At 63.8% G+C, this 18,394-nt stretch carries 11 protein-coding genes; 2 read left to right on the top strand and 9 right to left on the bottom strand.

Translation table 11 applies throughout. The features are described from left to right. Positions 1 to 313 precede the first annotated feature (313 nt). The 3 genes from OOZ51_RS21580 to OOZ51_RS21570 are packed head-to-tail and all read right to left on the bottom strand — an operon-like array spanning position 314 to position 7,870. On the bottom strand, positions 314 to 3,988 hold the full coding sequence (locus OOZ51_RS21580; RefSeq protein ID WP_265981983.1) for a 1,4-alpha-glucan branching enzyme: 3,675 nt from the start codon (positions 3,986 to 3,988) through the stop codon (positions 314 to 316). Between the two features lies 1 nt (position 3,989). Then, the gene (gene treS, locus OOZ51_RS21575; protein WP_265981981.1) at positions 3,990 to 5,786 is read right to left on the bottom strand and encodes a maltose alpha-D-glucosyltransferase; all 1,797 of its coding nucleotides are present in this window, start codon (positions 5,784 to 5,786) and stop codon (positions 3,990 to 3,992) included. Between the two features lie 5 nt (positions 5,787 to 5,791). Next, the gene (locus tag OOZ51_RS21570; RefSeq protein WP_323054824.1) at positions 5,792 to 7,870 is read right to left on the bottom strand and encodes an alpha-1,4-glucan--maltose-1-phosphate maltosyltransferase; all 2,079 of its coding nucleotides are present in this window, start codon (positions 7,868 to 7,870) and stop codon (positions 5,792 to 5,794) included. Between the two features lie 131 nt (positions 7,871 to 8,001). On the opposite strand from OOZ51_RS21570, the gene glgP reads away from it, so the two are divergent. Continuing rightward, complete coding sequence (glgP, locus tag OOZ51_RS21565; protein ID WP_265981986.1) at positions 8,002 to 10,620, top strand: alpha-glucan family phosphorylase; 2,619 nt, start codon at positions 8,002 to 8,004, stop codon at positions 10,618 to 10,620. A 57-nt stretch (positions 10,621 to 10,677) separates the two neighbouring features. Here the strand turns inward: glgP and OOZ51_RS21560 are convergent, their stop codons facing one another. Both OOZ51_RS21560 and glgX read right to left on the bottom strand, forming a co-directional pair. After that, positions 10,678 to 11,037: a barstar family protein gene (locus OOZ51_RS21560; RefSeq protein ID WP_265981979.1), complete on the bottom strand. Its 360-nt coding sequence runs from the start codon at positions 11,035 to 11,037 to the stop codon at positions 10,678 to 10,680. A gap of 7 nt (positions 11,038 to 11,044) precedes the next feature. Then, on the bottom strand, positions 11,045 to 13,150 hold the full coding sequence (gene glgX / locus OOZ51_RS21555; RefSeq protein WP_265981978.1) for a glycogen debranching protein GlgX: 2,106 nt from the start codon (positions 13,148 to 13,150) through the stop codon (positions 11,045 to 11,047). 282 nt (positions 13,151 to 13,432) lie between these two features. Here glgX and OOZ51_RS21550 point away from each other — a divergent pair, with 282 nt between their 5' ends. Then, positions 13,433 to 14,245 (top strand): carbon-nitrogen hydrolase family protein, encoded by an 813-nt coding sequence (locus OOZ51_RS21550; protein ID WP_265981976.1) that lies wholly within the window; start codon positions 13,433 to 13,435, stop codon positions 14,243 to 14,245. A gap of 92 nt (positions 14,246 to 14,337) precedes the next feature. On the opposite strand, the gene rlmB is transcribed toward OOZ51_RS21550, so the two are convergent. From rlmB to ispD, 4 genes are all read right to left on the bottom strand, one after another. Next, positions 14,338 to 15,333 carry a 23S rRNA (guanosine(2251)-2'-O)-methyltransferase RlmB gene (gene rlmB / locus OOZ51_RS21545; protein WP_265981975.1) on the bottom strand — a complete coding sequence of 332 codons (996 nt, stop codon included), beginning with the start codon at positions 15,331 to 15,333 and terminating at the stop codon, positions 14,338 to 14,340. A gap of 79 nt (positions 15,334 to 15,412) precedes the next feature. After that, positions 15,413 to 16,876, bottom strand: coding sequence for a cysteine--tRNA ligase (gene cysS, locus OOZ51_RS21540; protein ID WP_265981974.1), 1,464 nt, complete (start codon positions 16,874 to 16,876; stop codon positions 15,413 to 15,415). 56 nt (positions 16,877 to 16,932) lie between these two features. After that, a complete protein-coding gene (ispF, locus tag OOZ51_RS21535) occupies positions 16,933 to 17,442 on the bottom strand; it encodes a 2-C-methyl-D-erythritol 2,4-cyclodiphosphate synthase (protein WP_265981985.1) in 510 nt (169 codons plus the stop codon). Between the two features lie 26 nt (positions 17,443 to 17,468). Next, positions 17,469 to 18,251, bottom strand: coding sequence for a 2-C-methyl-D-erythritol 4-phosphate cytidylyltransferase (gene ispD / locus OOZ51_RS21530; protein WP_265981970.1), 783 nt, complete (start codon positions 18,249 to 18,251; stop codon positions 17,469 to 17,471). Between the last annotated feature and the right edge of the window lie 143 nt (positions 18,252 to 18,394).

Genomic DNA, 18,394 nt, shown 5'->3' with positions numbered 1-18,394 from the left:
AAACAACAGACACACCCGACACCACCCACACCCACAAAGGGCCCGCGATCGCTCCGGAGCAACTTCCCAAACTTACCGGCTGCTTACCTCCTAGTCAAATCGGCGTTCTTGACTTGATTTTCACGAGGAACTCAGTCAACTTCACCGATCTCCACTGGGGAGCAGCGCGGGTACTAACTATACCACCACTTTTCCGGGGAGGCAAAACCCCCACCAGACGGCTTCCTGCGCTTCAGCAGTGCCCGCGAGATCTACGCAAAGGTCCGGAAACTCAAGGCTTCCGGACCCTTTGCGTTCGGCTAAACAAGAACCACTAGGCCAAAGGCGTGAACCAGGAGGCACCAAGCGGCGGCAGGGTGACGGTCAATGCCGCAGGTTGTCCTTCCGCCCCGGGTGCCGTGGCAACAAGTTCACCAGCGTTGATGACGCCCGATCCGCCGTACACCTCGGCGTCGGTGTTGAGAACTTCCTGCCAAGCGCCGGCAGACGGAACGCCAAGGACATAGTCCTGGTGCGGGCCGCCGGAGAAGTTCACGGCACAAACCAAGGGGTTGCCGTCGTGGTCCCAACGGATGAACGTGAGCACGTTGCGATCCGCGTCCGCCCCGTTGATCCACTGGAAGCCGCCCGGCTCGTTGTCCCTCACATGCAGGGCCGGCGTCGCGCTGTATAGCGTATTCAACTCGCGGGTGAGCAACTGCAGTCCGCGGTGCGACGGGATGTCCGCGAGGAACCAGTCAAGGCCGTGCTGTTCGGACCATTCGGCCTCCTGGCCGAATTCGGTGCCCATGAAGATGAGCTGCTTGCCCGGGTGCGCCCATTGGTAGGCCATGAACGCCCGCACGTTGGCAAGCTGCTGCCAACGGTCCCCAGGCATCTTACGCAGCATGGATCCCTTGCCATGCACTACCTCGTCGTGGCTGATGGGCAGCAGGAAATTTTCCGTGAAGGCGTAGACCATGGAGAACGTCACGGTGCCGTGGTGCCAGCGGCGGTTTACCGGGTTTTCGGAGATGTACTTGAGGGAGTCGTGCATCCAGCCCATGTTCCACTTGAGGCCGAATCCCAGGCCGCCGTGGTTGGTCGGGGCGGTGACGCCTGGAAACGCCGTGGATTCCTCGGCAATGGTCACGGCCCCAGGGTGGGTCTTGTAAATGGTGGCGTTGACTTCCTGGAGGAAGGAGATGGCTTCAAGGTTCTCGCGCCCTCCGTGAACGTTGGGGAACCACTCCCCTTCCTCGCGGGAGTAGTCCCTGTAGAGCATGGAGGCGACGGCGTCCACGCGAAGGCCATCGATGTGGAATTCCTCGAGCCAGTACAAGGCGTTCGCCACCAGGAAGTTGCGAACCTCGGTGCGACCGAAGTCGAAGATGAGAGTGCCCCAGTCCGGGTGTTCGCCAAGCCGGGGGTCCGAGTGCTCGTACAGTGGTTCGCCGTCGAAACGCGCAAGGGCCCATGCGTCCTTCGGGAAATGCGCCGGGACCCAGTCCAGGATGACGCCGATGCCTGCTTGGTGCAGGGAATCGACCAGGAAACGGAACTCGTCCGGATGCCCGAACCGGGAGGTCGGAGCAAAATAGGATGTGACTTGGTAGCCCCATGAACCACCAAAGGGGTGCTCGGCCACCGGCATTAACTCGACGTGGGTGAAGCCAAGCCACTTCACATATTCCACAAGGTCCTTGGCCAGCTCCTTGTATCCGAGGCCGAGGCGCCAGGAACCGAGGTGGACTTCGTAGACGCTCATAGGCGAATTATGCGGATCTTTGTTGGCGCGCGCCGTCATCCAGGCGTCGTCCTTGAACCGGTAGCTGGACTCCACCACCCGTGATGCCGTCAAAGGGGGAACTTCCGTGCCGAAGGCGAGAGGGTCGGCTTTCTCCACCCAATGGCCAGCCTTCGTGAGCAGCTCGAATTTGTAGCGCGCCCCTGCTACAACACCTGGGATGAAGACTTCCCATACACCGGAAGAGCCGAGCGAGCGCAAGGCGTGCTCACGTCCATCCCACGAGTTGAATTCGCCCTTGACGCGGACTGCTTGAGCGTTGGGAGCCCAGACGGCGAAGGAGACGCCGTCTACATCGCCCAGTGAAGAGCGATAGTGCTGCACGTGGGAGCCGAGTGTGTCCCAGAGCCGTTCATGCCGGCCTTCTCCGATGAGGTGCAGGTCCACCTCGCCGACAGTTGGAAGGTAATGGTAGGGATCATCGAGCGTCACCGGGGCGGAGTCGCCATACACCACTTCCAAGCGGTAGTCCGGCACATGGCCGTGCTGCAGCGGCTCGAGAACCGCTACCCAGACGCCGTCGGTCTCATGGGTCATCGCTGTGGAGCCGGCTTCGGTGACTACCGTGACGGACTCCGCCAGGTGCTTGACGGTGCGGATGGTGACGTGGCCGTGATCGTCAAGGTGGGCGCCCAGTACAGAGTGCGGGGCGTGATGCGCACCGGCGCCCACCCGGCCCAGGGTAGCGGCGTCCACATACAGCGGGACTCGGGGCCGTTCGGTACGTGCTGAGCCTGTCATTTCCTTACCTTCCGATGTCGCCGCGGCATCCGTGCCGGGGCTCGTATTTCCGAGTAGCTTCCGTGAAGCGTTGACCGGAATGGGTAACCAATCCGGCCTGTTCCGCAACTCGTAGATCACCTCGTACAAGGCCTTGTCCAGCCACAATGCCACAAAGAGCGGCGAGCGGCGGTCAATGGTTCCGGGGGTGATGTCGCTGTAGCCGGCCAGGAACGCTTCAGCGCAGTCGTCAACCCATGTCACCGGGACAGTGGCCCCGGTATTCTCGCGGGCGGCTGCACCGGCCGCATAGTCAAAGGACCGCAACATTCCCACGACATCGCGCAGGGGAACGTCGGGAATGTTACGGAGTTCGATCGGCCGAAGGGGCTCCCCTTCAAAGTCGAGGATCGCCCACCGCCCCGGTTCTCCCCCGGCGCCGGGCACCAAGAGGATCTGGCCCAGGTGAAGGTCCCCATGGATCCGCTGCAGCGTCCCGGCTTCCTTGCCGGACAATTGCGTCAGGAGTGCCTCGAGCTGCTGCTCTTGGGGCCCGACGGCGGTACCCGCTTCGGCCCACGACTGGCGGACCCGCCGGGCTACTTCGGCGGCAATGTCCTGGCCCGGAACCCCTTCCCGGGCCGTTCCAAGGGTTTCCGCGAGCCGCAGATGCACGGTGGCCGTCGCCTGGCCCATCTGCCGGGCCTCGGCGGTGAAGTCCGTGCCGGATGCGGCGGCGGTGACGGCTAAGCGCCAAGCGTCTTGCCCGCCCGCAAGGAACTCGTGGGCCACGGCGAGGTCCGCTGAGGCTGTGCCATGCCGGCCCAGGGGTGTCCTTGCCTCCCATGTTCCCGTAATCCAGCCGAGCGTGGAGGGCACCTCCTTGGTTCCTCCCGAGGTCAAGGCCGCACCGACCTCCACCTCAGGGTTCTTACCGATGGACAACACCCGGAAGATCTTCACGATCGCCGCAGACACGCCGTCGTCGACGATCACCGAAGTGTTGGACTGCTCACCGGATGAGACCCGCACGGATCCTGAACCGCTGGGCAGGCGCAGGCCGCCAGGCACCGAATGCCCGCTCGCGGTACCTTCGCCTTCTCCGGGTTCGGCCATGGCCAGACCCTGGATGAGTTCGAGCCACGCGGTCGCGAAGACCGGATCGTGGGGTGCGTCGTATACCCAGACCGGCCTATCGTCGTCGAGCTGGCCCACCAAAGCGGCCGCCAAAGTGGCTGCCGGAGTAGAGCGGTAGCTGAGCGGTACCTGGACAATGTCAGTCTGCATCCCGCCGTCGGCCGTGGCGTAGCGGATGGACAGCAACCGGACTTCCAAGCCGATCCCTGCGTCGGGTTGCTGGAGTTGGAAGGAGCCGACGAAGTCCAGATCGAACGCCCCTGCCTTGACCGGAAACCAGCGCTGCCGGGGCAGCCATTCCTTGAGTAGGGGTGCCAGGACCGTGGTGGGTGCCGAGAGACTCATATCAGCCTTCAATGGAGAGCACTGGGATGGCCTGGGTGTAAGGCGTGGATCCGGTGGAACCCGCCGAGCGTACGCGGAGCCAGAAGAAGTCATGGCTGCCGAGCGTGATGGTCAGTGAACCGTCGTTGCCTATCCCTGGGAACGGCTGGCCCCCGAAGACGTCCCTGAGGCCTCGTCCGGCGTATTCAGGGATATCCAAGGTGGTAGCCACCGGATGCTGGGACAGGTTGAAAACACACAGGATGGATTCGGCTTCCTCGCCCTCCGGATTGTTCTCCGGAAGCTCGCGCAGATAGGCAAGGACAACTTCATGGTCTGCCGGAACGTGCCTGAAGCCGCCCAGCCCGAAGGCCGCATGGTTCTTCCGGACACTCAAGATCTGGCGGGTCCAGCGCAAGAGCGAGCCCGAGTGGGCAGCTTCGGCCTCGACGTTGGCCATGCTGTAGTTGTAGACCAGCGACTGGATGACAGGCAGGTAGAGCTTTCCAGGATCAGCGTTGGAGAAGCCTGCGTTGCGGTCCGGGTTCCATTGCATCGGCGTGCGAACGGCGTCACGATCGTCAAGCCAGATGTTGTCCCCCATCCCGATTTCATCCCCGTAGTACAAGAAGGGGCTGCCCGGCAGGGAAAGCAGCAAGGCGTTGATCAGCTCGATCTCGGAACGGGAGTTGTCCAGCAGCGAGGCGAGCCTGCGCCTGATGCCGATGTTGGCGCGCATCCGCGGGTCTGGAGCGTACCAACCCAGCATGGCGGCACGTTCGTCGGCGGTGACCATTTCCAAAGTCAGCTCGTCATGGTTGCGCAGGAAGGTTCCCCATTGCGCACCTGCCGGGATTTCCGGAGTGTCCCGCAAAGTTTCGATGATGTGGGATGCTTTCTGGTCGCGCAGGGCGTAGTACAGGCGCGGCATGATGGGAAAGTGGAAGGCCATGTGGCATTCCGGTTCTTCCTCTGAGCCGAAGTACTCCACGACGTCGTGGGGCGGTTGGTTGGCTTCGGCGATGATCACGCGGCCCGGATAGTTCTCATCCACCATTTTGCGAAGGTCCCGCAGGAAACCGTGGGTGGCGGGCAGGTTTTCACAATTGGTGCCCTCTTCTTCGAAGAGGTATGGAATGGCGTCCGCCCTGAACCCATCAATGCCTTGGTCCAGCCAAAACCGGACAACATCGTGGAGCGCTTCGATGACCTTGGGGTTCTCGAAGTTCAGGTCAGGCTGGTGGCTGAAGAAGCGGTGCCAAAAGAACTGCCGGCGTATGGGATCAAAGGTCCAGTTCGACTCTTCTGTGTCCACGAAGATGATGCGCGCGTCCTGGTACTTCTCGTCGGTGTCACTCCACACATAGAAATCGCCGTACGGACCATCCGGGTTCTTGCGTGATTCCTGGAACCATGGGTGCTGGTCCGAGGTGTGGTTCAGCGGGAGGTCGATAATGACCCTGACACCCCTCGCGTGCGCTTCGGCTACGAGCCGTTTGAAGTCGCTGATGGTGCCGAACTCGTCCAACACAGAGGTGTAGTCGGAAATGTCGTAGCCGCCGTCCCGCAGGGGAGAATCGAAGAACGGCGGCAGCCACAAGCAGTCCACCCCCAGCCACTGAAGATAGTCCAGCTTTTCGATCAGACCATGGAAGTCGCCCGAACCGTCGCCGTTGGCGTCCGCGAAGGCCCTCACCAGCACTTCGTAGAAAACAGCCTTCCGATACCAATGAGGGTCATGTTGAAGACCCGGGGCGTTCAGCTCGAAAGTGTTCTTCGGCGTGAAGTACTGACTCTGACCCTGCGGATTAAAGCTCACTAAGGCTACCTCCGGATATTGAGAATGTGTGCCGGTTCTTTGTGGGCGTCCAGTCGAACGTAGTTGTACTCGCCCCACTCCCAGCTTTCGCCGCTGACCAGATCATCCACCCAGAATCTTCCGTTTGCGGTGAAGTCGGCTGGATCCAGCGAAAGAGCGGACAGATCCAGGGTCACGGTGCTTTCCCTGGTGCCGTGGGGATCGACGTTGACAACAATGATCAAGGTGTCTTTGCTGCCGTCAGGCAAGGTCTTGTGCTTGGAGAACACGATGGTGGCGTCATCCGTGCTGTGGTGCAAGGTCAGGTTCTGCAGATCACCCAAGGCGGGGTGGGCCTTCCGGATGGCGTTAAGCCGCGTGATGTAGGGGGCGAGACTGTGCCCGGACGCTGCCGCGGCATCCCAGTCCCGGTCCTTGAACTCGTATTTCTCGTTGTCGATGTACTCCTCGGCCCCCGGACGCGCCACGTGCTCGTACAGCTCGAATCCGGCGTAGACGCCCCAGAGCGGGCTCGCCGTCGCAGCCAATGCTGCGCGGATGCGGAACGCAGCCGGACCGCCGTATTGCAGATACTCGGTGAGGATGTCAGGGGTGTTGACGAAGAAATTGGGCCTGAAGTATGCGGGGGAAACGTGGCTGACCTCTTGGAAATACGACTCCAGCTCGGTTTTGGTGTTCCGCCACGTGAAGTAGGTGTACGACTGCTGGAAGCCTGCCCGGCCAAGGGCGTGCATCATCGCCGGGCGAGTGAACGCCTCGGCGAGGAAAACGACGTCGGGGTGCTTCTTGTTGACCTTGCCGATCAGCCATTCCCAGAACCACACCGGTTTGGTGTGGGGGTTGTCCACACGGAAAATCTTCACGCCGTGGCTCACCCAGAGTAAGACAATCCGCAGGATTTCCTTGGATAGCCTGGCGGGATCGTTGTCGAAGTTCAGCGGGTAGATGTCCTGGTACTTCTTGGGCGGGTTTTCGGCATAGGCGATGCTGCCGTCCACGCGAGTGGTGAACCATTCCGGGTTGGTCTTCACCCAGGGATGGTCCGGGGCGGCCTGCAGCGCAAAGTCCAGCGCCACTTCGAGGCCCAGCTCATTGGCGCGGACCACAAAAGCGTCGAAATCCTCGAACGATCCCAGTTCCGGATGGATGGCGTCGTGGCCGCCAGCCTCGGAGCCGATGGCCCACGGCGAGCCCGGATCCTGCGGACCCGGAGTCAGGGTGTTGTTGCGGCCCTTACGGTGCTGGAAGCCAATCGGGTGGATGGGCGGCAGATAGATGACGTCGAAGCCCATGTCCGCAACGGCGTCGAGCCTCTTGGCCGCCGTCGTGAAGTTGCCTGAAGTCCACGTTCCCGTGGCGGGATCCAAAACGGCGCCCTCGGAGCGGGGGAAGAATTCGTACCAGGCTCCGCGGCCGGCGAGGTCACGCTCCACCAGGAGCGGGTACTGTTCCGAGACGGTCACCATTTCGCGGATCGGTTGGCGCTCGAGGACGGCGGCGACTTCTGTGCTGAAACCGGCAGCCAGGCGCTCCTCGGCAGTCTTCGAAGTATCGGCGAGGCCCTCAGAGGCGGCGCGGAGGGTGCGCTTGTCTGCCCCGCCTCGAGTGCTCTCCCCAGCCGCTTCAGCGAGCAGAGCGACGCCTTCAGCGAGCATCAGCTCCACGTCGATGCCGGCTTCGACCTTCACTTCGGCGTTGTGATGCCATGTGCCGTAGCGGTCGTGCCAGGCTTCGATCGCGAAAGTCCAGACTCCGGGCGACGTCGGGGTCAGCAGCCCCTCCCAACGATCGGTTCCTTTGCCACGCTCGCCCGGGGCCGGGGCGAGACGGACACGCTGGCGCTCTTTGCCTTTGGGGTCCAGCAGGATGGCACTCACCCCAAGCTGGTCGTGGCCTTCACGGAAGACCGTGGCGCCTACCACCAAGTCTTCACCAGACAACGCTTTGGCTGGGAACCGGCCTTCCTCGATCACGGGCTGCACGGCCGTGATCGGGAATCTGCCGAATCTGAGACCTTCGGTGATACCGGTCTTCTGCTTGGGCTTGGATGCTGAGCTGGATCGCGGAGTTGCAGTAGTGGTCACAACCTCGACGTTAGCGAGAAAAATCACATTTTGCGAAGAGGTGCCCCAGACTCTTCGGCGCAATGTGTCATTTACCTAAAAGAAACCGAAAGCTGTTCCTGCTGTCCACCGAGTGGATTAGTGTGGCGCTCGTGAAGGCAATTCGAAGGTTTACAGTCCGTACCCTGCTCCCCGAGCCGATCCGGCCACTGGCGCGTCTCGCGACGAACCTGCGTTGGTCTTGGCACCGGCCCACCCGCGAACTCTTTGCGAGCCTCGACCACGAATTGTGGGAGGAGAGTCGCCACGATCCCATTAGTCTTCTCGGGTCAATAGGCCGTGAGCAGCTGTACCAACTTGCCTCCAACAACGATCTTGTTGAGCGTGTCCAGCACGCGGCTGCGGATCTTGACCGGTACCTGAGCGAGCCGCGCTGGTACCAGGGCCTGGGTCCGGACGCCCCGGCGTGCATCGCCTACTTCTCGCCCGAGTTTGGTATCACCGAGGTGCTTCCGCAGTACTCCGGGGGCCTGGGGATCCTGGCCGGGGACCATTTGAAGGCTGCCTCGGACCTGGGTGTGCCGCTGATCGGCGTCGGGCTGCTCTACCAGGCCGGCTATTTCAAGCAGTCCCTTTCGCGGGACGCCTGGCAGCAGGAAACCTATCCGGTGCTGGATCCTGACGGACTGCCGCTGACGTTGCTGCGCGAACCGTCCGAGGACGGCACCGGCAAGCCAGTGTTGATCTCGCTGCCGCTGCCCAACGGACGCAAGCTTAACGCGCACATCTGGCGTGCCGACGTCGGGCGCGTTCCGCTCCTGCTGCTCGATTCGAACGTCCCCGCCAACGATGACGCGGCGCGCGGGATCACTGACCGTCTCTACGGCGGGGGCGGTGACCACCGGCTGCAGCAGGAGCTGCTGCTGGGCATGGGCGGGGTGAAGGCGCTGCGCGTCCACCAGCGGCTCACGGGCACCCCGGCACCGGAGGTGTTCCACACCAACGAGGGCCATGCCGGTTTCCTGGGCATCGAACGGATCCAGGAGCTGATGTCCTCCGAGGCCCCGCTGACCTGGTCCGAGGCCCTGGCCGCGGGGCGTGCGTCCACGGTGTTCACCACGCACACCCCCGTGCCTGCCGGGATCGACCGGTTCGAGGCCGTGCAGATCAGGCACTTCTTCGAAGCCGGCCTGGCACCGGATGTCCCGGTGGACAAGGTCCTGGAACTGGGCCGTGAGAACTACGAGGGCGGCAACCCGGCGGTCTTCAACATGGCCGTCATGGGCCTGCGCCTGGCGCAGCGGGCCAACGGCGTGGCCAAGCTGCACGGGGTGGTGTCCCGGGAGATGTTCTCCGGGCTCTGGCCGGGCTTTGACCACTCCGAAATCCCCATCACCTCGGTCACCAACGGCGTGCACGTGCCCTCGTGGGTGGATCCGCGCATCTCCGCGTTGGCCCGCCAGCAGTTCGGAACCGAGGCCGAGGCCTTGGGCCGATGGGACCTTGCCTACAACGTCAGCGACGAGGACGTCTGGCGACTCCGCCGGGAGCTTCGGGTGTCACTCGTGGAAGACGTCCGACGCCGGCTCCGGGCAGCGTGGAAGAAGCGCGGCGCCGCGGATGCGGAACTGGGCTGGACGGACACCGTGCTGGACCCGGACGTGCTGACGATCGGCTTCGCCCGGCGCGTGCCGACCTACAAGCGGCTTACCCTCATGCTCCGGGACCCGGCCCGCCTCAAGGCGCTGCTGCTGCACCCCAAGCACCCCATCCAACTGGTCATCGCCGGCAAGTCCCACCCGGCGGACGACGCGGGCAAGAAGATGATCCAGGACCTGGTGAAGTTCACCGACGACCCCGCCGTCCGGCACCGGATCGTGTTCCTGCCCAACTACGACATCGCCATGGCGCGCACCCTGTTCCCGGGCTGCGATGTGTGGCTGAACAACCCGCTGCGGCCCCTGGAGGCCTGCGGCACCTCCGGGATGAAGGCGGCCATCAACGGTTCCCTGAACCTGTCCGTGCTGGATGGCTGGTGGGATGAGATGTACGACGGCGAGAACGGCTGGGCGATCCCCACCGCCAACAACGACGCGTCCCCTTCCGAACGCGACGACATCGAGGCCGCCGCCCTCTACGAACTCCTGGAGACCCAGGTGGCCCCGCGCTTCTACGGTTCCACGGTCTCCGCAGATGCCGGCGCGGCGGGTCCCTCCCAGTCCAGCCCGGAGGCCGTCCCGACGCACTGGGTCTCCATGATCAAGCACACCCTGGCCCACCTCGGCCCCGCGGTCTCGGCCGACCGCATGCTCCAGGACTACGTGAACAACCTGTACCGCCCCGCAGCGGAGTCGGGACGCCGTGCGGTAGCCGGTTCATTCAAGGAAGCGAAGGAACTGGCAGCCTGGACCACCAAAATCCACAACGCCTGGCCGCAGCTGATCGTGGAACACGTCGACTCCGTCGGTGTCACCGAGGAGCCGCAGATCGGCGACACCTTGCAGGTCAACGCCTACATCGCGCTGCATACCCTGACACCGGACGACGTCAGCGTTGAGGTGGCCTACGGGAGGGCCGAAGAAAGCGATGAGCTGGAGGACATCGCCGTGGCCGAACTGAGCTCGTTCGAGGACCTTGGCAACGGGCGCCACCTGTTCACCGGCTCCATCCTGATCAACCGCTCCGGATCCTTCGGCTACACCGTCCGCGTGTTCCCGAAGCACCCCTCCCTGGCCTCGAAGGCCGAACTGGGGCTGATCGTCAACGCGTAGCGGTCCACGCACCTGCCGGGCGGGTCCGCGCCCACCCGGCTGGCTCGGCTTGGTTCGCTACTGCTGGAAGACCGCGATGACGGCCAGGTCCCGCCCAGCGTAGGATTCGGCGTCCTGGAGGATTTCGCAAACCACCCCGAAGGACCGGTCCGTCCGGTAGGCCGCGGGGACCTGCCAAATCAACGTGACGGGTGGCTGGTCATCCTCAGAGACGCTGTCTGCGAAATCGTGGAGTGAATCGTTGAGGGCGTCCAGGTCCACGCCGTAGTACTCGGGAAAATCGAGCACCTGGCCGAAGACTTCCAAGACGGCCTGCTTGCTTGCTGCTGGGGGCACCATCACGGTGCGGCGGCCGGCGTCGGACACCTGTTCCTGCAGTTCTTCCAGCGTCCACGTGTCAGCGGAATAGATCTTCATGGTGTCCCTAGGTGCGGTAGACGTTGATGGTGTTGCCTTGGACGACTTCCCGCTCGCCCGCGGCAACCAACGCTCCCTGCCTGCGGTCGTTGAGCTCGGAAGTAGTCAGGCGCAGTTCGAACATACGGCTTCCCGCGCCGGATTCGGCAATCAGTTTGGGCAGGACGACCTTCTTGTCATCCTTGTTCCCGTTGATCACGATCAGTCCGCGGTAAGAGCCGCCCTCCGAGCTCATCATGAGCTGCACAATCCGCAGGGAGGGGTCGTGCCAGCGGGCCGCCGTCATGGGCTGGCCCTTCTCGTCAAACCATTCCAGGCCAGTCCGGCTGTCCGGGAAGCCTGGATCCTGGGCCTGCATGAACTCCTTGCGGAGCCGGATCACCCGTTTGGTGCTCCGGAGCATCTCATGGGATTCGGGTGTCTGGGTCCAGTCGATCCACGTGAGCGGGTTGTCCTGGCAGTAGGCGTTGTTGTTGCCCTGCTGTGTGCGTCCGAGTTCGTCCCCAGCAGCGATCATGGGTACGCCGATGGAGAGCATCAACGTGGTCATGAGGTTCCGCTTGGACAGGGCACGCGCGGCGAGAATCGTCTCGTTTTCCGTGCGGCCTTCGAATCCGTGGTTGTAGCTGCGGTTATCGCTGTGGCCGTCACGGTTCTGTTCGCCGTTGGCCTCGTTGTGTTTGCGGTCGTAGGACACCAGGTCGGCGAGTGCGAAGCCATCATGGGCGGTGATGAAGTTCAGTGAGGCGAGCCGGGAGCGTCCCGAGGGCTCGAAGACCCGGGTGGAGCCCGTCAAGGCGTCGGCAAGGACTCCTACACTGCCCCCGGACATCCCGGCTTCGGCAGCGCCCCGGTCCGAGAGCCAGAAGCGGCGTACGCCGTCGCGGAAGTGATCGTTCCAGTCCACCCACCCTTTGGGGAACCGCCCAGTCTGCCAGCCGCCGTAGCCCACATCCCATGGTTCGGAAATGAGCTTCGATTTGGAAAGCACCGGGTCCTCGGCGATCCGTGTGAGGAAAGGGTGCTGGGGGTCGAACTCATTGCCCGCGTTGCGGCACAGGGTCACGGCAAGGTCGAAGCGAAAGCCGTCGATGTGGAATTCGTCCACCCAATAGCGCAGCGAATCAATAGCCAGGTCCACTACCCTGGGTTCGGCGAAGTTGAGGGTGTTGCCGCAGCCGGTCGTGTCAAGGTAGCGGCCGTGGGCATCGTGGCGATAGTACTGTCGCTCCCCCAGACCCCTGAAACTGAAGGTGTCGCCGTCGGGCCCGCCCTCCGCCGTGTGGTTGTAGACGACATCGAGGATGACTTCGATCCCGGCGGCATGCAGGAGTTTCACCATGCCTTTGAATTCGTCCTGGACGGCATGGGGCCCGGCCTGTTGGGCGGCTTGCGTGGCATAGTCCGCGTGGGGGGCAAAAAAGGCGGCCGTGTTGTAGCCCCAGTAGTTGGTCAGGCCCAGGTTCTGCAGGTGCTGTTCATCTACATGGAAATGGATGGGCAGCAATTGAACGGACGTCACACCCAACGATTGGAAGTGCTCAATCATGGCGGGGTGTGCCATGCCGGCAAACGTTCCGCGGAGGTGCTCGGGGATATCCGGATGCAGGATGCTTTGGCCGCGGACATGTGCTTCGTAAACGATGGTGTCCCGCCACGGGGTGCGAAGCGGGCGGTCGTCACCCCAATCAAAAGCCGAGTCCATGCGTACGGAGCTCAGCAGCTCTCCGCGCTGGTGCACCGCCCGGCCGTAGGGATCGAGCAGCAGCTGCTCGGCGTCGTCGGCGTCAAAGTCCGGGGCGGGAACGGAGAGTGGCAGCGCATCCCCAACCGGCGCGGCGCGGAAGCCGTACCGGGTGCCAGGCGGCAGCCCATCCACGATGCCGTAGTGCACGCCATCGGCGAACCTGGGCAACGTGTGGACTTTCCAGGAATCGCCGGGGGCCTTGTAGGCGATTTCGACTCGAGTGAGACCGGGGGCCCAGACGGCGACGTTGACCCTGTCTGCGGGGGTGTGTCCGTCGAGGCTCCCAGACCGCGGAATACTTAGCCCGAGCGGCGACGGCCGCGAGGCGTCCACTGTAGATGCTGTGTCAAAAATCGGCATAACCATTAGTTGAGAGTTTAGTCTCCGACGCCAATTCTCCCCTGCCCGCGCCTCATATGACAGTGCGCGGGCCCATCAGTCGTAGAGCCACTGGCAGCTTGTGCGAAGGCAAACATGCCGCTCACCTGCTGAAACGTCGTATCGTCCGGCTTCCTGGTCATTTCGCGAGCCGGACGCCCTCACCTGATTGTGTCGAATGGGCCGAATGCGCCCGTCCAAAGGTGGATGAGTTCGTATCCTCCCCACGGTCGTTGCATACTTTGCCTATACACCAATGTGGAGGTAATTGTGCGAATCGCTCTTGCTCAAATCATCAGCGGCCGCGAGCTGGCGGACAACTTGGGCCTGTTGGAAGACTATGCCCGCCGAGCCAAGGAAGGCGGCGCTGAACTGGTGGTATTCCCGGAAGCGACCATGCGGGCGTTCGGGAATTCCCTGCTCGACATCGCCGAGCCCCTGGATGGGCCATGGGCCAATCGGGTGCGGGAGATTGCCCGGGAACTTGGGATCGTGATCGTGGCCGGGATGTTCACCCCGGGGTTGTCCTCCGACGGTAGTAGCAACGTCAAAGTCCGGAACACCCTGATCGCCACCGGCCCAGGAGTGGACACCAGCTACGACAAGATCCACCTTTTCGATGCCTTCGGTTTCGCGGAATCGGACACCGTTGATGCGGGAACCGATCCGGTGACGTTCGACGCCGGAGGCCTCACCTTCGGACTGGCCACCTGCTACGACGTCCGTTTTCCAGCCCTCTTTACCGCCAATGCCGACCGCGGCGCCGACGTGAATATTGTGTCCGCGTCCTGGGGCGCAGGCCCAGGCAAAGCCGAACAGTGGAAGCTGCTTGCGCGTGCCCGGGCGATCGACACCACAACCTTCGTGCTCGCATGCGGCCAGGGCGACCCCGCGAGCCAAGGCATCGAGTCCAAAGGTGCCGCACCCACCGGAGTGGGGCACTCGGTCGTCGTGTCCCCCTTGGGAGCCGTCCTGGAAGAGCTCGACGCCGAACCTGGCCTCTTGTTCGCGGAGCTGGATGCCGACGTCGTCGAGGACGCGAGGGTCAAGCTCCCGGTCCTGGCCAACCGCCGCGACTTCTGACGAGACTCTACGGGCAAACAGCAGCGCTCGCTCACTAATTCAGCAGTGAGCGAGCGCTGCTGATTAAGCGCTCAAAAGTGAGCGGGCGTCGGCTACTTGGTGGCGCGCTGCCTTGAGACTTCGTACAGGGAAATGCCCACTGCCATGGAGGCGTTGAGCGATTCCATGGCCGAGTCGATCGGGATGGAGATGATCTGGTCGCAGTTTTCGCGGACCAGGCGGCTGAGGCCCTTGCCCTCGGAACCCACCACGATGCAGACGGGATCGGTAGCCAAGGAAAGATCCGGCAGTGAGACATCGCCGTCGCCATCAAGGCCCAGCACGAAGATGCCCATTTGCTTGAACTGCTTGAGGGCGTTGTTCAGGTTTGCCGCGCGGGCCACGGGGACGCGGACTGCCGCGCCGGCGCTGGTCTTCCATGCCGAAGCGGTGACCCCGACGGAGCGGCGCTCCGGCACAATCACGCCGTGGCCGCTGAAGGCCGAAACTGAGCGGATGATGGCGCCCAGGTTGCGGGGATCAGTAATGCCGTCAAGTGCAACGAAGAGGGGCGCGTTGGGGATGTAGCCCTTCTTCCACTTGGCGACCGTCTGCTCGGCGAGGTCGTAGGCGTCCTGGTATTCGTACGGCGGGATCTGCAATACGAGGCCCTGGTGGACAGCGTCTTCCGTCATGCGGTCCAGCTCGGGCTTACCGGTTTCCAGCAATGGGATGCCACGTTCGGCGGCGAGCTTGAGGGACTCCTTGACGCGATCGTCCATCTCGATCCGGATGGCAACGTGTAGCGCCTTCGCGGGGATTCCGGCGCGCAGCGCCTCCACCACGGAGTTGCGTCCGGTGACTACTTCCTCAGTAGCGCGACCCTTCGGGCCCGAGCGGGCGCCGGGGTTGGAACGGCTGGTACCCCCGGCCGAGCGCTTGGCTGCCGAGCGCTCGGCAAGCTGCCTGCTCTTGAATGCCTTGTGGTATTCACGGTCCTCGGCTTTGGGGGTTGGACCCCTGCCTTCCAAGGCCTTTCGACCGTGGCCACCGGTTCCAGTGGTGGGGCCCTTCTTCTTTTTGACAGCCCGGCGACCGTTGTTGGCCATGAAATCCACCCTTGATTGTGTTGAGTACGTCTGCAACCAAGTCTACTGAATCAACTTAAATCGGGACGACGGCCCCTCCTCAGTCCTTTTTGAGGCTCCAGCTAGCGCCATCGGCGCCGTCCTCGACGGCGATTCCGGCGGCCGCTAGAGTGTGGCGGATCGCGTCGGAAGCGGCCCAGTCCTTGTTGGCGCGCGCCTCGGCGCGGGCCTGCAGTTGGGCTTCCACAAGGACTTCAAGGGCTTGGGCCGTCTCGGAGTTTTCCTGGACTTCGCCGCGGACATCGTTGAGTCCAAGAACGGTGGTCATAGCCAGCACGGCCTGGAGCGCCTGCTCGGCACCGGCATCGTCCCCTGACGCCAGCGCTGTGTTGCCGGCCCGGACGGTCTCATGCAGGGCGCCAAGCGCCTGCGGCACGTTGAGATCATCGTCCATGGCGGTAGCAAAAGCGTCCGGCACGGGGCTCGACTCAGGGTGGGCGGCGAAGTCGCCACCGAACTTCTTGGACGCCTTCGCGACGAAACCGTAGATTCGCTCCACGGCAGCCGCAGCTTCCTGGAGGGAGGTGGGCCGATAGTCCAGGATGGAGCGGTACTGGGCCTGGCCGAGGTAGTAACGGACCACGCGCGGACTTGCGAGCTCCAACATTTCCGCAGGGCTCACCGTGTTGCCTACGGACTTGGACATCTTTTCGCCCTCATAGGTGACCATGCCGTTGTGCAGCCAGAAATTGGCGAAGTCGTCGCCAGCGGCCTGCGACTGTGCCATTTCGTTCTCGTGGTGCGGGAAGCGGAGGTCCAAGCCGCCGCCGTGGATGTCGAACTGCTGGCCCAGGTACTTCGTGGCCATCGCTGAGCATTCAAGATGCCAACCCGGCCGGCCGGTTCCCCACGGCGAAACCCAGCTCGCCGTCGTCGGCTCCCCGTCCTTGAAGCCCTTCCACAGCGCAAAGTCGCGCGGGTCCCGCTTCCTGTTGCTGAATTGAGGCTCAACGTCCGCGGCGCCCTGCATGTCGTCAATGTTTTGGCGCGTCAGGGAGCCGTACTTGCTCCAGGAGCGGACGTCGAAGTAGACGTCCCCGGAGTCGTCCAGCGCGGGGTAGGCATGGCCACGGTCGATGAGCCTTTGAATCAGGGCGTGCATCTCCGGGATGTGGCCGGTGGCGCGCGGCTCGTAGGTAGGGCGGGAAACGCCGAGGACTTCGTAGGCCTGCTCGAATTCCTGCTCGTAACGGTAGGCCAAGGCCCACCATTCCTCCTCGGGCTTGGCAGTGGGTTCCTCAGCCCAGTCCGGCCCGAACGACTGCGAGGACTTGGCGAGGATCTTGTCGTCGATGTCGGTGACGTTGCGGATCACCGTGACGCGCAGCCCGCGGTATTCGAGCCAGCGGGTCAACTGGTCGAACGCGATCGCGGAACGGACATGTCCCACGTGCGGCATCCCCTGCACCGTGGCACCGCAGTAGTAGACGCTGGCCTTGCCGGCTTCAAGTGGAACGAAGTCGCGGACTTCGGCGGATGCAGTGTCGTAAAAGCGCAGGGTCACCGCTCCAGATTAGCGGATGCGCCATCTGGCTTCGTTGCACAGCATCCCATCGCCGTTCAGGCGCTATCGCCTTGAGGCGCTGCTGGCACGGCGTAGACGAGGGCCGTGGCGACGGCGGAGATGCCCTCACCCCGTCCAGTGAAGCCGAGGCCGTCGCTAGTTGTCGCCGTTACGCTGACGGGAGCGCCCGCGGCGTCGCTGAGGACGCGCTGCGATTCTTCACGCCGCGGACCGAATTTAGGCCTGTTGGCCACGAACTGCACCGCCACATTGCCGATCTCGAAACCGGCGTCGCGGACAATCCTGGCTGCCTCCCCCAGCAACTTCGCTCCGGAAGCGCCTGCGAATTCGGGACGGTCGGTGCCAAAATGTGTGCCAAGGTCACCTATGCCGCAAGCGGAGAAGATCGCGTCAGCGGCCGCATGGGCCACGCAATCGCCGTCGGAATGCCCAGAGAGCCCCCGCTCCCCCTCCCAAAACAGGCCTCCCAACCACAGCGGTTGCGGGTCGCCCTCAGGTGCGTAGGCGTGCACGTCCACCCCGATGCCGGTGCGCGGCATCGGCATGGCCGGGCTCCCAGGCTGCGCGCCCATCAGCCTTCCACCCAGCGGACTCCGAGCGGACCTTCGAGCAGGCCTTCGGCAATGATGAGGTCCAACGGCGTGGTGATTTTCAGCGACTGGCTGGCGCCCCGAACTGCGTGGACGGGGACGCCGAGGAGTTCGACCAGCATGGCGTCGTCCGTGACAGCCGCGGACTGCGCGTCGTCGAACTCTGCCGCCGCCGCGTGGGCACGCAGCAAAGTCTCATAGTCGAAACCTTGCGGAGTCTGCACGGCGCGCAGCTGCTCCCGCGGAGCCGTGCCGGTGACGATCTCCGGCGCGATTCCGGCGTCGTCCCCGTCTGTTTCCACAACCATCTTGACGGTGTCCACGACCGGTATCGCGGGAATGACCGCCTTGGCGCCTGCGGATAGCGCGACGGCAACGCGGTGGAAGACCCGTTCGGGAGTCAGCGCACGGGCAGCGTCGTGAACCAGCACAGCGCGCGTTCCCTCGAGTACCGCGGCAAGGGCCGCCCGGACCGAATCAGCACGCGTGGATCCGCCGTCGACCACAGTGACCAGAGGCCCGTCCGTGCCGAGCTCCTGCCGGAATTCCTCGCAGAGTGCGCGCAGCTCCAGGTCCCCTGGGGGAACCGCCACGCAGATCTGGCGGGCAACGTCTGCCGTGGCGACGCCGCGAAGGGCATGGGTGAGGATGGCTTCGCCGCCCAGCGGCACCTTTGCCTTGGGCATGCCGTAGCCAAGCCGCTCGCCCGAGCCTGCCGCAACGACGACGACGGCGGTGGCCTCGCGCTGGGATGGTGTAGTCATGCGCTCAAGCCTACGTGGTGCCCACCCCGGGCAACTAGCTGGCAGTAGGTGTCGTTTTGGGCGCCCAAAACGACACCTACAGCCGGGGGCCACGCCGCCGGGGTTGCCGGGCCGAGCTTGGGAGGCGGGGGGGGCGGGAGGGG

Source organism: Arthrobacter rhizophilus (assembly GCF_026241105.1).
Classification (GTDB): Bacteria; Actinomycetota; Actinomycetes; order Actinomycetales; family Micrococcaceae; genus Arthrobacter.
The sequence above is the reverse complement of the archived record's forward strand: the minus strand, read 5'-3'. Positions and strand labels throughout refer to the sequence as shown.